Annotated in this window: 18 protein-coding genes; all 18 read right to left on the reverse strand. The window is 69.0% G+C overall.

What is annotated here, in order from left to right:
* Positions 1-89: 89 nt before the first annotated feature.
* The 18 genes from ACUJ46_RS11845 to ACUJ46_RS11930 all read right to left on the reverse strand — a co-directional run bounded on the left by ACUJ46_RS11845 (position 90) and on the right by ACUJ46_RS11930 (position 14382).
* Positions 90-521, reverse strand: coding sequence for a peptidoglycan endopeptidase (locus ACUJ46_RS11845; protein WP_445390705.1), 432 nt, complete (start codon positions 519-521; stop codon positions 90-92).
* Entirely contained in the window at positions 508-1359 is an 852-nt protein-coding gene (locus tag ACUJ46_RS11850) for a DUF2163 domain-containing protein (protein WP_445390706.1), read from the reverse strand. The genes ACUJ46_RS11845 and ACUJ46_RS11850 overlap by 14 nt, the downstream gene beginning before the upstream one ends.
* Complete coding sequence (locus tag ACUJ46_RS11855; RefSeq protein WP_445390800.1) at positions 1356-3668, reverse strand: DUF2460 domain-containing protein; 2313 nt, start codon at positions 3666-3668, stop codon at positions 1356-1358. Before ACUJ46_RS11855 ends, ACUJ46_RS11850 begins: the two co-directional genes overlap by 4 nt.
* 49 nt (positions 3669-3717) lie before the next feature.
* On the reverse strand, positions 3718-4278 hold the full coding sequence (locus ACUJ46_RS11860; RefSeq protein WP_445390707.1) for a tail tape measure protein: 561 nt from the start codon (positions 4276-4278) through the stop codon (positions 3718-3720).
* Positions 4271-4471 (reverse strand): phage tail assembly chaperone, encoded by a 201-nt coding sequence (locus ACUJ46_RS11865; RefSeq protein ID WP_445390708.1) that lies wholly within the window; start codon positions 4469-4471, stop codon positions 4271-4273. Before ACUJ46_RS11865 ends, ACUJ46_RS11860 begins: the two co-directional genes overlap by 8 nt.
* A gap of 1 nt (position 4472) precedes the next feature.
* Positions 4473-4781, reverse strand: coding sequence for a GTA-gp10 family protein (locus tag ACUJ46_RS11870; RefSeq protein ID WP_445390709.1), 309 nt, complete (start codon positions 4779-4781; stop codon positions 4473-4475).
* A 41-nt stretch (positions 4782-4822) separates the two neighbouring features.
* On the reverse strand, positions 4823-5230 hold the full coding sequence (locus ACUJ46_RS11875; RefSeq protein ID WP_445390710.1) for a phage tail tube protein: 408 nt from the start codon (positions 5228-5230) through the stop codon (positions 4823-4825).
* Between the two features lie 28 nt (positions 5231-5258).
* Entirely contained in the window at positions 5259-5657 is a 399-nt protein-coding gene (locus ACUJ46_RS11880; protein ID WP_445390711.1) for a DUF3168 domain-containing protein, read from the reverse strand.
* Positions 5658-5667: 10 nt separating this feature from the next.
* Complete coding sequence (locus ACUJ46_RS11885) at positions 5668-6009, reverse strand: phage head completion protein (protein WP_445390712.1); 342 nt, start codon at positions 6007-6009, stop codon at positions 5668-5670.
* 2 nt (positions 6010-6011) lie between these two features.
* On the reverse strand, positions 6012-6548 hold the full coding sequence (locus ACUJ46_RS11890; RefSeq protein ID WP_445390713.1) for a head-tail connector protein: 537 nt from the start codon (positions 6546-6548) through the stop codon (positions 6012-6014).
* Positions 6548-6823, reverse strand: a complete 276-nt coding sequence (locus ACUJ46_RS11895) for a phage fiber-tail adaptor protein (RefSeq protein ID WP_445390714.1) — start codon at positions 6821-6823, stop codon at positions 6548-6550. The genes ACUJ46_RS11890 and ACUJ46_RS11895 overlap by 1 nt, the downstream gene beginning before the upstream one ends.
* Before the next feature lie 31 nt (positions 6824-6854).
* Positions 6855-7223, reverse strand: a complete 369-nt coding sequence (locus tag ACUJ46_RS11900; RefSeq protein WP_445390715.1) for a hypothetical protein — start codon at positions 7221-7223, stop codon at positions 6855-6857.
* 31 nt (positions 7224-7254) lie between these two features.
* A complete protein-coding gene (locus ACUJ46_RS11905) occupies positions 7255-9981 on the reverse strand; it encodes a hypothetical protein (RefSeq protein WP_445390716.1) in 2727 nt (908 codons plus the stop codon).
* Between the two features lie 90 nt (positions 9982-10071).
* A complete protein-coding gene (locus ACUJ46_RS11910; RefSeq protein WP_445390717.1) occupies positions 10072-11244 on the reverse strand; it encodes a phage major capsid protein in 1173 nt (390 codons plus the stop codon).
* 63 nt (positions 11245-11307) lie between these two features.
* Complete coding sequence (locus ACUJ46_RS11915) at positions 11308-11712, reverse strand: HK97 family phage prohead protease (protein WP_445390718.1); 405 nt, start codon at positions 11710-11712, stop codon at positions 11308-11310.
* 16 nt (positions 11713-11728) lie between these two features.
* Positions 11729-12841, reverse strand: coding sequence for a phage portal protein (locus ACUJ46_RS11920; RefSeq protein WP_445390719.1), 1113 nt, complete (start codon positions 12839-12841; stop codon positions 11729-11731).
* Entirely contained in the window at positions 12838-13032 is a 195-nt protein-coding gene (locus ACUJ46_RS11925) for a hypothetical protein (protein ID WP_445390720.1), read from the reverse strand. The genes ACUJ46_RS11920 and ACUJ46_RS11925 overlap by 4 nt, the downstream gene beginning before the upstream one ends.
* Positions 13033-13068: 36 nt before the next feature.
* The gene (locus tag ACUJ46_RS11930; protein WP_445390721.1) at positions 13069-14382 is read right to left on the reverse strand and encodes a DNA-packaging protein; all 1314 of its coding nucleotides are present in this window, start codon (positions 14380-14382) and stop codon (positions 13069-13071) included.
* Between the last annotated feature and the right edge of the window lies 1 nt (position 14383).

Genomic DNA, 14383 nt, shown 5'->3' on the forward strand with positions numbered 1-14383 from the left:
ATCGAGGGTCCCGCCTACAACTGCACCCACGGCAGCGCCCAGCGGGCCGCCTATCGCCTGGCCCACCGTCGAAAATACAACAGACGCCATCAGTTCCCCTCCATCGGAAGCCGCCACGCCGAATCCCAGCACTCACCCGGCCACAACGGGCGCTCGGTCACACGCCGCACGCCGGCATGCGCTTCCAGAACCCCGACATCGGTCCTGATGGCCAGATGCACCTGCAAGACTGCAGGGGCCGCAAGCAGCACGTCACCCGGTCGTGCCAGACCAGTACTGCCCAGCGGCGCCAGCCCGGCCTCCAGAAGCGCAGTGCGCGCGAACGTTATCGCAGTCCCCCGCATCGGGAAGGCCGGCGGCATGCGAAGGCCAAGCCCCGCACCATGCGCCGCCAGCCAGACAAGACCCACGCAATCCAGCCCGTCGCGCCCGCGCCCCTGCGGCCTGAACCTGCAGCCTGTCAGGGCACGCGCCGCAGCCACCAGCGCATCGGCTGCGGGGTGGGCGTCACGCGTCACCATAGCGGAACAGGGCGTCCATTCCGGGCACATGCGGCTCGCCGTGAAAACGCCCGGCGTTTGCGAACCGCGACACGCATGTCTCGAACCGCTTGTCGCACCCCTCCCATATCCGGATCATCGCCCCCTCAAGGCCCTCCCCGCGCAGCGGTTCTTCCAGATGGAGATGCACCCCGTCGATGGCGGCAATGCGCCGGTCGATACCGGCCATCGGGCCGGAGATGATGCGCAAACGCCCCCAGGCATAGGCATCCGGCTGCTCCGGAGGCCCCTCCAGCATCAGAAGGCCCCCCCCAGCGGACAGGATTCGCGCCTCGCGCCGACGAGAGGCCATGTCCACGCCGCAGGCGCCATCACCCAGTTCCGCACGGCACAAAGGTGAGCACAGGGGCGCACCCGCCGCCTGCAGCCGCTCTGCATCCGAAATCAGCTCCAGCACATAGCTTCCGGCATTGTCGTCGCCGCCAGCACCGAAATCCCGGCTCACATCGCCGACTGTTCCCTGCAGCACCCGCAAGGCCCCGGCTTCGGGCTGCGTCCAGTCGCACACCGAAAGATCGACCCGCGCGCCCGTCCAGCGCCCGCAATCAAGGTCGCTCGCCGAAAGGCTGGCAGCGGAAAGCACACCACCAATCTCCATGCTTCCGGCCTCGAAGCTGTTCGTCAGGCTGATTGCAGAGGGCGTCATTCCTGGTCGCGCGGCATGCCGCACACCCTCCAGCCAGATATCGGCGTCATGGCTGGTAAAACCCAGGACCAGCCCGTCCCCGCGCGTCAGCCGCCAGCACAATGCCAGCGTCGTCAGCTCGCCCGCCAGTGCGGCCTCGGGAATCTTGCTCATTCGCGCACCTCCACCAGCGGCACGGAAAGCGGCTCACCGGCCCGCCAGCCGGAAAGGGAAATATCCAGACGGTCGGTGGCAAAGCGCACCGGCACGTCAAAGGCAAAACCGGCACGCACCTCGGCGCCATCGCCCGGCGGGTCGTCAAACTGCACCATGCCATAGGGCAGCAGCTGCCACCCGCTCTCCAGGGCCAGGCCTCCCACGGAAATGCGAAGGCTCCCGGTGACCGGGCGGCTGATCCTGCGCGCATCCGCCATTCCATCCGGCCCATAGGTGCGCAGCAGCGGGAACCCCAGCCGCGCCCCGTCCCCAACGCCGATCAGCTGGTCGAAGGGCGTGATCGCAGCGAGGCTCCCGGCCGTGCACCAGTCCAGCGGATCCCGGAATCGAAAGCCGAAAGCCCGTCCACGCCGTGCCCTGAAAAAGTCGAGCAGCCGCAACAGATCCTCTTCCGAGCGAATGCCAAGCCCGGCGTCATAGCGCAGCCGTGCCTGGCTCCACTGCATGTTCCGCTGTTCGTGGCCGGATGCCAGGGTCACGACCTGAGTGGCAAACTCCGGCCCGCCCACCGCCTCGAACCCGGGCTCGAGCGGAAAAAGCACATCATGAAAAGCCTGCACCCCCGCCTCCTCATCTTCGGTCGCTCCGCCAGCCTCGTCCACGAACGGCCCGGTCCACTGAAAGCCGTCGCGGGCAACCTGCGGCCACGCCCACACAAAAACCTGCGGCACCCCACGCTTCATGGCCGCCTTCGCCGCTTCGCCAATCCGCTGCCATTCCAGGATTGCCCGCTCGGGGGTCAGCACAAAGCCGGCAAGATAATGCTGCCTCTCAACGGGATAGCCGAGGCGGGCCGCCACGGCCGCGCGCCCGCGCGCCATCCCCGCCTCATCCGCTTCGGTGACGAAGCTGTAATCCTCCAGCTGCAGCACATCCCATTCGGGAAAGGCCCAGCCCGTCGGCATGTTGGCGCGCGCAACTTCGGGCCGCGCGCTGTCGAGCACCTGCGGCGCATAGAAAAGCAGATGCGAAACAAAATCCGTATTGCCCGACGCCGCGCGGCCCGCCTCGCGCACTGCAGCCGTTGCCGCCGCAAGCCGCGCCCCCAGCCAGTCTAGAAACAGCAACTCCGCTTCCGACCGTTCGCCCACGACATCGGCCATCGGTGGCGGCGTGACTCCAGTCTCAGCCAGATAAAGCGAAACCGTCGCCGCATCGTGGAAACAGGGTGCGCCATCGGGGCCCACCCACCACCATGGCTCGCCCACCTGGAAGCGCACGGGCAGCCCTTCGGCCGCAAGCAGGGCACAGAACGACGCGGCAATTCCCTCCAGCCAGCCGACCGCTTCGGCATTGCAGGGTGAAAGCAGGGTCGATGGCGGCTCCCAGCCCGTCAACGCCCGGTTGCCCTCCACATCCCGCTGCACCCAGGCGTCTGGCGCATGGGCGTCGAACAGCTCGAAGGAAAGCGAGACGATCGGCTCCATGCGCGCCTGCCGCAGGGCGCGGAACAGGGCCGCATGCCATGCCACGGCCGAAGCACAGAGTCCGCCAGCAGCTTCATACCGGCCCCCGCCAACATCGGCGAGGGCAGGAAAGTGGCTCATACCGACATAATGGTTGAGAAGTCCGCGATAGCCGAGGGCCTGCCACTGCGCCACAAGGCGCTCGGGCGCCTGATTATAGCTGTCGTCATAGCCCGAGGCCATGCGCAGCCCATGCTCGGGCAGAAAGGCATCGCCGGTCACAAGGGTCGATCGCGGCCCACTGGCCACCATCCCGCGCAACTCCACATGGGTCGAAACCGGCTGCGCCAGCGCCACGCCGCTGCCTTCGTAAAGGGCTGGCACCAGCGAAATGAAAAGGCGGTCGATATCGGCTGCATGGACAATGTCGCCATCAGGCCCGAAACCTGCCCGCAACGCATCGAAATCCAGCCTGATGCGCGCTTCCGCCGGGCTGCCCTCGGCATAGTTCCAGAGCCGCACATACCAGGTGCGCGGCACGCCTTCGGCATCCCGTCCCTCGATGGTGAGCACCGCACCGTTCAGCGCATCGAGCGGCATCAGCCCCGGCGCCGCCACCCAGTCGAATTCCAGCCGCACCCCCCGATAATCCCGGTCGGTGCGGTAGGCGAGCAGCGGATGCGACCAGCGATCCCCGCTCTCCCAGACAAGGCCGGCCAGATCCGATGTCGTCAGGAAATCGAGATCGAGGCGCAGCGTGCCCGGATCGGGCGCCGTCACGGCCGCCATCATCGGGCGCGGAAAATCGACAGTCCAGCAGGCCGGCGCAAAGCGCTTCATCCAGCCGGTGCGCTGCTGGTCGCCGGCAGAGGCAAGAAAATGCGCCACCTCAGCCCTCCCAGCGCGACAGCGCGCGGCGCACGTCGCGCGCCACCTGCCGCCCCGTCTGCGCCATGAAGGCAGCGCCCGCCGCACCCTCGCGCGGGGCAGCCACATGCACGTTCACCGTCACCGGCCCGCGGCTGCTGCCACCCGCCTCGACACGCCCGCTCATGGTCGGCACGAACAGTTCCGGCCCGCGCTCCCCCACGACATAGGCGCGCCCCGGAGAGACAGGTCCGCCCGTCGCCCGGCCCGGCAAGCCCGAAACGGCGGCCGAAGCGCCCGCCAGGATCCGCCCCGCGCCGGCAAGGCCGCCGCCTGCATCCAGCTTCAGCGCCGCCGCGGCCAGTTCGCCAAGCGCCCTCGCACCGGCCCGCGCCAGATCCTCGAACTCGATCCGCCCGCTGCGCGCCGCCCGGCGCAAGGCCGTCTCGACACCCCGCGCCGCTGCATCTGCGCCCGAGGACAATCCCTCGGCCAGCACGCGGCGCATCTCGCCCACCTCGCGGACAAAGCCATCGCTGTCCGTCCGCACTCGCAGGGCAAGACCTTCGAAATCCTCAACCATCGGGAAATTTCTCCTTCAGTCGCACAAGCTCCGGAACACCAAGCGGCCCGTCGGCCGCCGCATCGGGCAGCAGCCCCTCGATCGCGATGCGAAGCTCGGCCGGCGTTGCCTGCCAGAAATCCCCGGGCCGCCAGCCAAGGCGCCCCGTGGCCAGCCCGGCCGCCTGTCGGGCAAAGGCGGCATAGGTTCGCACGTCAGTCCCCGAAGATGGCGCCCAGAAGCGCGCGATAGGGGCGCAGCAGGGCCTGCGGCCCGGCTGCCAGCAGCCGCGCCTCGAAATCCGCGCGCGCACCCCGGTCCGCTGCCGCAAGGCAATGCCAGAACAGGGCGCCCATGTCGGCCAGCCGCAAGTCGCCCGCCCCGGCCCGCTCCAGCATGGCGAACAGGCTGCCCGCTTCCGTCTCGGCCGCCACCAGCGCCGCAAAATCCGGCCGCAGGCAAAGCCGTGCCTCGCCCAGAACCAGCGACACCTCCCCGCGCACGGGGTTCGCCGTCTTCGTCAAGCCCGGCACGCTCAAACCCTGCCCGCTCAAATCCGGCACGATCACAGGGCCTCCACCACGCCCGAGCTTTCAAGCGAAAGCGTGTAGCTGCGCTCCCCGTTGAAATCCCCGGCATAGTCCAGCCGTGTCACCTGGAAGCTTCCACGCAGCCGCTCGCCCCCTTCGAAGCTCACCTCGAAACGGTCCATCGCCCCGTTCAGCACCCGCGCCTTCAGGGCCATTTCCGCGTCGGAACCGGTGAACACCCCCGCCCCGGAAATCGAAACGGAGCGGATCCCGCCACTCGGCAGAAGCTCGCGCCATCCGCCGGACCCCTTGTTGGTCACCACCACCGGCTCGGCCATCAGGCTCATCTGCGTCGTGCGCAGCCCGGCCATCGTCCTGAAGCTTTCAGGGGCGCCACCATCGCTCATCTTCAGAAGAAACGCCGCCCCGCTCTCGATCGCCATTCCGGTTCTCCCCACTTTTCCATCACTGTCAGTTTTCCATCACTGTCAGGGCACGAAACTCCAGCACCCCCTGGATCCACCCCCGGTTCGCCCGCCGCACGCTCGCCCGCAGCAACCGCAGCTGCACCAGCCGGAAGCCGGCGAAACTGCGCGGCATGGCCAGGACCACCCGCTCAACCTCCGCCAGAACCGATTTCACCGCCGCCAGCCCGTCGCGCGTTTCCCAGAGCGTCAGGGAAAACCGGTGGTCCCAGCCACCGCCTCCTTTCCACCCCCGCTCGGTCACAACGTCGGCGCCCACCGAAAGATAGGGCGGCCTGGCATCGGCCGGCGGCCCGTCGAACAGCCGCAGGCCCGAAGCATCGAGCACGGCATCGGCGGTCAGCGCGGCCACGAGCGCGCGCTGCAATTCAAGACTTGCCCGCATGTCTGTCTCCTCAGGCGGCCGGGTCTTCCACCCACAGCAGGGTCAGCCCCGGCCGCGCGGGATCGCGAGCGATCCCCGAAATGCGCAGGGCCTCGCCCCGCCACACAAGCCGCATGCCCAGCTGCACCGCGATCCCGTCGCGCAGCGTCACCCGCCAGCGACGGGCAGGGTGCCGGGTGTCGGCGGCCAGTACCGAAGCCGTCACCCTTTCCACGGGCTCCACGGCAGCCCAGCGTTCCGCCAGGGTGCGCCATTGCGCGCTGGCCTCGCCAGCCTCGCCTCGGCCCTCGGGCAGCACCTCGATACGAACACGCTCCGAAAGCCGCCCGGCAAGCTCCTCTGTCCGGGCCAAGGTCACAGCATCCGCCGCGCGCGCCATGGGGCCAGCATGCGCGCCACCGCCACCGGCAACCCCGGATCATCCGGTGCATCGCGGACACGGTGAACATGGGCTGCGGCCCGCAGCACGGCCAGGCGCAAAAGCTCCGGCAGGCCGTTCCAGTCCTCCGCCATCCCGGCCCGATAGGAAGCTTCCACCTCCACACCGTCGGCAATCCCCGAAAGCCCCACGCGCCCGCGGCCATGAGCGGAAAGCTCCAGCAACGCCCTGCCGGGCTCCAGCATCCCCCATTCGCCATCAGCCCCGGGCAACAACACCCCCTCGAGCGCCAGCACCGGCTCCACGCCAAGGGCCACCACCCCGGATCGCACCCGTTGCCGCTCCACCACCGCCCGTGCGATCAGCACACGCCCAAGGCTGGCTTCGACTGCTTCGGTCGCCGCCCGCAGAAAGGCGGCCAGCAGCGCATCCTCCTCATCCCCCTCGATCCGCAAAAAGGCCTTCAGCTCGGCCACCGCCGCTGCGGGCGGCGCCTTTTCCCCTGCCGCCATCAGCGTTCCTCCACCCGCACCATCAGGCTGCGCTCGTCGCGCCCGCCATCCGAAAAGCCCACCCGGTTCGTCACCCGGTAAAGATGCCCCGCCACGCCGCCGTCCAGGCGGGCAATGGCAAGATTTCCCGCAAGGGCATCAGACACCACGGCCACGCCGCCGGCTTCCGCCGGCACCACCATCCACTCGCTCGCGGCAATCGTCACATCGGCGCCAAGCGCCTCCGTCCAGTCAACCCGATAGTCGACCCGCGCCGCCGGATCCTTCAGGAACATGCCCCTCTCCCCCCAGGCCTCCGCCAACCCCTCAGAGTGGCGCGCCAATCTCCACCGTCCAGGTGTCGAAGTTCACGCTTCCGCCCGCCGGCAGCTGCCTTGCAGGGCAAGTCGTCACGTAAAGCAGCCGCGCATTGGCGCTGTCGGCAAGCGCTACATGGCTGGCGCTTCCTTCCTGCAGCACGGAAAGCCCGGCTTTCGCCGAGACTGCCACCTTGCGCCCCGAAACATCGCCGGCCGAAAAGCTGAAATCCCCGGCCGCAAGCGGCGCCGCGGCCAGTTGCGATGCAACCGCCCCGGCATAATCCGCCGGCTGTCCCGGCAAGGCCAGCATCAGGTCGGCGCCCGCAAGAACGGCAAGCGCTCCATCAAGCACCTCATCCGCAACCCATTTCCCCATGTCGGAAACTCCTCTCCAGATTGTTCGCCGCTCAGTTCGCGCCCGCCGGCAACGTCCGCGGCCCGGCCCGCACGGTGATGCGCCGCCCCGCGCCAGGCCCCGGCTCATTGCCCTTTCCGGGCGGCTCCTCCGCTTCGGGCGGCACTGCCGTCAGCACGGGCGGCGCGCCACCGGTCGCCAGTCGACCGGACGCACCTGCCACCACGCCGGACCAGCCAGGCCCCGCACCCGAATCCGCAGACAGATGCCGCGCAGAATCGGGCGTCAGCACCGCCACCATGGGTGCCTCGCCTTCCAGCGCCCCGGCGGCAAAGGGCGCCAGTCGCGGCTGGCCGGCCATGTCCACGTCGATCTGCGCCCGAAGCCCGCGTGCCATCAGCGGCGATCCGGGCTGCGGCCGGTAATCGCCCCAGCCGCTGTTGGTCCCGTAATAGCTGCGGTCATCGCCAAAGGCCGGCCAGCCCATGTCGGGCACCGGGTCCTTGCCGTCATTCGGGTTGGTGGCAGCCCCCGGGCCGTAATATTCCATCACCTGCCCGTTGAGGCCGCCATCCCCGAACCGCTGGCCATCCACCATGCCCTCGTGCAGCTGCCCCATCAGGGCCACCCAGCCCCGGGTCAGATGCCGCCGGCGGCCATTGCCCGCACCGCCGCCGCGCAACGCATTCACCACCGGGTTGTCGAAACAGTCCTGCTTGATGGCAATGCGGTCGTAATAGCTGTTGGCCACCCGGCAGTGGCCATAGCTGTTGTCCATGGTGAAGGTCGCCGCCAGATCCGGCGGGTTGGGGTCGTTGTACAGGCTGTTCGCCCGGTCCCCCAGGAATGTGCAGCCCTCGATCACCAGCCCGCTCACATCGAGCGGGGTCGTATTGCCCTCGCCAAGCACATAGGCGGGCGCAGTCCCCGCCCCGATCTTCTCGAACAGCGAATTCACGCACACGAAGCGCAGCGCCTTCAGCCGCCCGTCCGCGCCGATGCGCTGCGGAATGCTGAAGGCCCAGCCGGTCACCGGGTGGACACCCCGGCCATCGCAACCCCAGATGAAGCGGTCCGCAACGGACTCCACCGATGTCGTCCCGGCAGGGTAGGTGGTCACCGCATGGGTCGGGTCGGAAGGCTGCGGCAGGCTCGGGTCGGCGATGCGGGCGCAATTCGCCGCCACATTGGTGGCGATGCCGCGCGCATGCTCCACGCTGCGCGCCAGTTCCACCACCATTGACGATCCGCCAAGCGTCGTGCCCGATTTCCACCACCGGCTCTTCACCTGCCAGTGGTTCACTTCTTCCGCAGCCGCCGCGGCAGACCAATAGGAACCCGCGCTCGCCTCGTAACCGGGCTTTGCCGATACATCCACGTCCGGTCCCACCAGCCGCACGGTCGTGCCCGGCAGGCTGACCTGCCCACCCAGAAGCCGCATGTCCCGGAACTGCACCATGGCCGCACGGATGCCGCTACTCGATGCAGCGGACACCAGCGTCGTCGCATCCGCTCCGGCGCCTTTCAGCACCACCGGGCATTCAGTGGCAGACGTGCCCACCACCGCATTGCCACCCGGGATCTGGTGCGTCCCGGCCGGCAGGAAGATTTCCCAGCCGTCGATGGCGCCCACTGCAATGGCGGCCTGGCCGTTGGCCGCCGGCAGGGCGCGCCCCAGGTAACGCAGCACATTGGTGGCCGTCACAAGGTTGGCGGGCCGGTTGGCCACGGCAAGGGCGGCAGTACGCGCTTCCTCGGGCGTGTTGCCGAAACCCGCCAGCCCTTCAGCCGCCGTCCGGTTGCTTGCTGTCGCAGTCCCGGCGGGGTCCACCGCCACGCAGACATAGGGGAAATAGGTCGACGGCGCCGGCGCATGGCTTGCCTGTGTGGTATAGCCATAGCGCTGCCCGCCGGGGTCATGGGCGATCGCCAGCGGCTTCTCGGCCGTCGCGGCGCGCGCGGCGACGGCGACGGTCGCGGAATGCTGCGGGCTCAGCGCCGGGTCGGCCGCTCCGCTGCTGTGCCGCACCGCCCCCACCCACGGAAAGACGGACCAGTGGGCCGAAACAAGGCCCGGAGAAAGCCCGGTCAGGTCCACCTCGGCTGTCCAGCAGCGCAGGGCATCGCCATAAAGCGTCGATGTCCCGATCACCGCCCAGGCCGTGCGGATCGCCACGCCATCCGTCACCGAAAAGCGCACGCCCGCCACGGCGGATTGTCCTTCGGGCGCCCAGTGCGCCACCAGCAGGTCAAGGCGCACACGGTTGTCGGTCACCCGCTCGAAGGGCATGCGTGCCCAGCGCGCCGCCGGTTTCTCATGCACCAGCTGGGAAAGGTTCACGGCAACAAGGGCAGCGCCCGGCTCGCCCGCGCGCCACCCGGGCGCAAATGCAAGGCTCACGGCCTCGCCCGCCGCCACCGGCTGGTGCAGCATCATCCGCACCCGCCTGAGGCCATTGCCCAGTTCGGTCTCGTCCAGCGGCAGGATGGGCTTGCCCTTGTCCTCGCCCGTCTCCACGAAATCGGGCACCGGCCCGCCTTCCACGGGCGCTCCGGCCGGCACCCGCAGCATCCGGATCGCCGGAAACTGCCGCACCCGTCCCGGCGCCGCCACGGCTTCCACGCCCTGGCGCTCATGGCCCGGTCCCGTGGCTGTCAGCACCACGCGGGGGCTGCCATCCGGATCCAGCATGAAATCCGCGAAGGCCGAAGCAGGCCAGTCGCCATCCACAGCCAGGATGCTGCCATTGCTCTCGATGGATGCCGCAAGGATTGCCATCGCCCACTCCGAAATCGCCAGTCAAAAAAAGGGGGGGCGCATGGCCCCCCCCCAGTTCGCGCCCTGCGCTGGCAGGGCGGCAGCCTGCGCTCAGCTTGCCGAGAAGCGCATCAGCTTCACGGCCTCGCTGTTCACCAGCGCCCCGCCCACGCGACGGGTCGCATAGAAATGCACGAACGGCTTGTTCGAATAGGGGTCGCGCAGAACGGCGGTCTCGCCACGCTCGGCGATCACATAGGCCGAACGGAACTGTCCGAAGGCGATGGAAAGGGCGTTGGCCGCAATATCCGGCATGGCATCCGACTCGATCACCGGATAGCCCAGCAGCGTCGCCGGCTCGCCTTCCGAAAGGCCCGGCCGCCAGATGAAGGCGCCGTCCCCGTCCTTGAACTTGCGGATGACGGACAGGGTGCTGGAATTCATCACCCATGCCGCACCCTGGCGGTAGGGTGTGCGCAGCGCGTGCACCAGATCGATCAGACTGTCGGCCGGGCTGGATGCGGCAAAGGCGCCGGACGCACCCGAGGGCACATATTGCACCGTACCCAGCGGGCGCGTCGCATCGCCTGCGGTCGATACCGGATAGGTCAGGAAACCCTTGGGCTGGTTGACGCCCGTGCCGTTCACGAAGGCCACGCCCTCGGCGCGGGCGAATTCGGTCGCGATTTCGCCAGCCAGCCAGGCTTCCACGTCGAACATGGCGTCGTCCAGCATGGCCTGGGTGGCGGCCGGGTTGGCATAGATCTCGCCCATCGGCGGCACGATCTCGGCAAAGCCAGGCGTCGCCGTCTCGGGTCTCTCGGCCACTTCCGAAACCCAGCCCGAGGCAACGCCGCCCAGCGCCACCAGCTTGCGGTAACTGGCGCTCCCCACCTTCACCACATCGGCAATGGCGCGCAGCGGGGAAATCTGCTTCAGCGTCGCCTCGATGCGGGCATCGATCTCGGTTGGAACGGCAAGGCCGCCCTCGCCAGCCACGCCCACCGAAAGCCGCTTGGCCTCGAAATCGGCCTCGATCCCCTTGCGCAGATAGCTGTCGGCGAATGCGGACCGCCCCACGCTTCCCGCTGCCCGGCCAAGCGGCGGCGGCGCCAGCATCCGGCGCGAAAGCTGCGCCACGTCCCGCTTCACTTCCAGGCGCAGGGCGTCCAGAGCCTGCCGGATATCCGCATCGCCCTGCACCATGTCCGCCGCAACATCCCCGGAAACGGCCGCATCTGCGGCCGTCACCACGGCATCGGCCTTGGTTTCATAATAGGTCATCGCCTTCTCCTCACTGAAACACTCTGGTCCCTGCGCCCCCGGCGCAGTCCTCATGCGCGGCCATCAGCCGCCGATCCGCTCCACCCGCGCATCCGCATGCATCGGCAGCGTCACGACCGAACATTCGATCAGATCCACCGCCAGAAGCTCGCGCCCGCCACCGGGCCGCTTGCGCGCCCGCTTCACCCGGTATCCGAACGAAAGCCCGTCGACGGCGCCGGCGCGCATCAGCGCCAGCGCGTCCTGGCCGTCGCGGCAACCGGCGCTCAGCGCCGCTTCCATCCGCAGGCCCCTTGCATCCTCCTGCAACCGCAGCACCCGGCCGATCGGTCGTGCCGGGTCATGCTGCCACAAAAGCGGCACATCGGCCCTCAGGCCCAGGAAAGCCCGCGGCCGTACCACGTCCCCGCTCCTGTCCGGCGTATCGAATCGGCTCACATAGCCGGTCAGGGTCACCGTCCCGTTCATGTCCACCTCCCCGGGGTCAGCCATCGGCCCGACGGGCCCAGCCCAGCATCTCGCGCTTCTCGTCGTCACTCAGGAAGGCGGCGCTCCCCACGTGTCGCCACAGCCGCTCCCGGTCGCCCCACAGGGCCGGCACCATGTCGAGGTCAGGCTCCAGCCGCAGCTCCGGCCACCATGTGCCCAGATGCACCGAAAGCCCGTCCAGAATGCGCGCCAGCAACGGCAGGATGGTCAGCCGCCACAGCGCGACATTGGCCTCGGCATAATTGGCATGGGTCGAATCCCCCGGCAGGCCCAGCAGCATCGGCGGCACGCCAAAGGCCAGCGCCACTTCACGCGCCGCGCTTTCGCGCGCCTTCTGGAAATCCATTTCGGCAGGCGTCATCGCCAGCGGCTGCCAGCGCAGGCCGCCTTCCAGCAGCATCGGGCGTCCGGCATTGGCAGCCCCCTGGAATCCCGCCTCGATTTCCTCCAGCAGCCGGGCATGCTGTTCGGCCGAAAGCGGCCCCTCCTCGCTGTCCAGCACCAGCGCCCCCGAAGGCCGCGCCGCATTGGCCAGCAAGGCCCGGTTCCATCGCCCCGCTGCCTGCAACATGGCAACCGGCTCCGATGCCGCCTCCAGCACCCCCATCCCAAGATGGTCATCCAGCGGGTTCATCGCCTTCAGGTGCAGAAGCGCCGGCGTCGCTGCATCGCCTTCGGCAGGGTAGCGCTCCACGCGGCTCCCCACGCGGTAAACCCATTCACGCGGCCAGCCGTTTGCATCCGTCTCCAGCCGCATCCGCTCCGGCCGGAGAACCCACAGCGCCGCCGGCAGGCCGCGATGGTCGAGCGCCGTATCGATATAGGCGTTTCCATGCAGCAGAAGATGCGTGGAAACCGCTTCCATCAGCCCCGGCGCAATCAGGCCCAGCGCCGGATGGTCCTCGCCGCCCGCCACCAGCCTGACACTCGAAAGCCCTTCCGAAACCAGCCTGATGGCGCGCAGCGCCACGGCATTGGCAAAGGCTGCGCGCACCTGCGCCTCATAACCGCGTGGTCGCTCTGTGGCGGCCTGTGCAAGGCCTGCCCAGGCGCCGGGCCGCGGGGCTGATTTTCGCTCCAGCCCGAGCATCCGCCGCGCCCAGCTCACCAGCTGCCGCTCCGCGGGTCGTCATCACCGGCATCCCCGTCCGCAGGCGGGCCGGCCGTCACCAGCCCGCCGCCGATGATCAGCGATACCGCCTGCACGATACCATGGGCCTGCATCGGGTCCGAACCCATCACGATGGCGATCATCGCCAGCCCAGCCCATGTCGAAGGCTCCCGGACACGCTTCCGCATCCAGCACAGAAAATGCTGCATTTCCCTGTTCTCCAGCTATCCGCCCAGCACCCGCACGCCGGGCCGTCCTCCGGTCGCGCCAAGCATCAGCTCGGTCAGCGCCCACACCAGCGCATCCGCCCGGTCGGGGGATTGTCCGGGCCCGGCATAGCCCCCGCCCAGCATCAGCCCGCACATCTCGTCCTCGAGCGGCGCGAACATGCCCACATGCCGCACGCGCCCGGCGGCATAGAGGGTGGCGACAGGCTCCGCCCGCGCCGCCTTGCCCCGGCTCGCCCGCACCTGCTTCACTGGCAGGCTGGCGCCCGCGGCCCGCAGCGTCGCCTCCACCATGTCGCCGCCATTGTTCGTTTCCACGACGATCCGGTCCGCCCCGTGCCGCCGGTAGGCAGCCGCCACCGCTGCGGCCCAGATCTCGGGCTTCACCGCCCGCAGGCTTGCATCGGCAAGCACATGGCCGATCCCGTCCGCATCGATTCCGGCGACGATGATTCCGCAACCGCCAGGCCCGGCCGGGGGGTCCACCCCCACCACCACCCGCGTCATCGGCGGCGCCTCGGCCACCCGGCACCCGTCCAGCCCGTCCCGGCTCCACAGCGCGCCTTCGCGGCTGTCCAGCAGTTCACCCATCACTTCCTGGCGTCCCAGCGACGTCCCGGCATAGGCCCGCGTCACATCCTCCAGAAAGCCGGGCGGCAGATTGGCCCGGTTGTCATAGGTGGACCCGCGCGCCACCACCACGCCCGGCGCTTCGGCAAGCTGCTTCAGAAAGGGCAGAGGCCTCGGCGTCGTCGTCACAACGGCGCGCGGCCGCGCACCCAGCCGCAGGCCCATGCGCAGATTGTCCCAGTTTTCCTTCGGTCGCGGCCAGGCCGCAAGCTCGTCGCACCAGGCGAAATGAAACTGCGGCCCGCGCAACTGGTCCGGCTCCACCGCCGACAATAATGTCGCGATCGATCCGTTCGGCCAGCGCAATTGCCGCTTCGAAGCCTTCCAGTCAGGCCGGAACCCTGGTGGCGCCACCGCCAGCAGGCCCGATTCCCCTTCCAGCATCACCGCCACGGTATCGTGGGCCGTCGTCCCGATCAGCGCGAACCGCGCCCCGGCGTGGCGCCGCGCCATGGCCGTCACCCATTCGGAGCCCGCCCGGGTCTTGCCGAAGCCACGCCCGGCCATGATCAGCCAGACAGACCATTCCCCGTCCGGCGGCAATTGCGCCGGACGCGCCAGCATCGGCCAGCTTTCCAGCAGCGCCAGCCGCTCCGACGGCGCCAGTCCCCCCAAAACCCTGTCCCGCTCGGGGTGAGGCAGGCGCACCAGCCGCTCCAGTCGCGAAAGACTGCGCTCCACC

The sequence above is a fragment of the Sandaracinobacteroides sp. A072 genome, assembly GCF_052616365.1.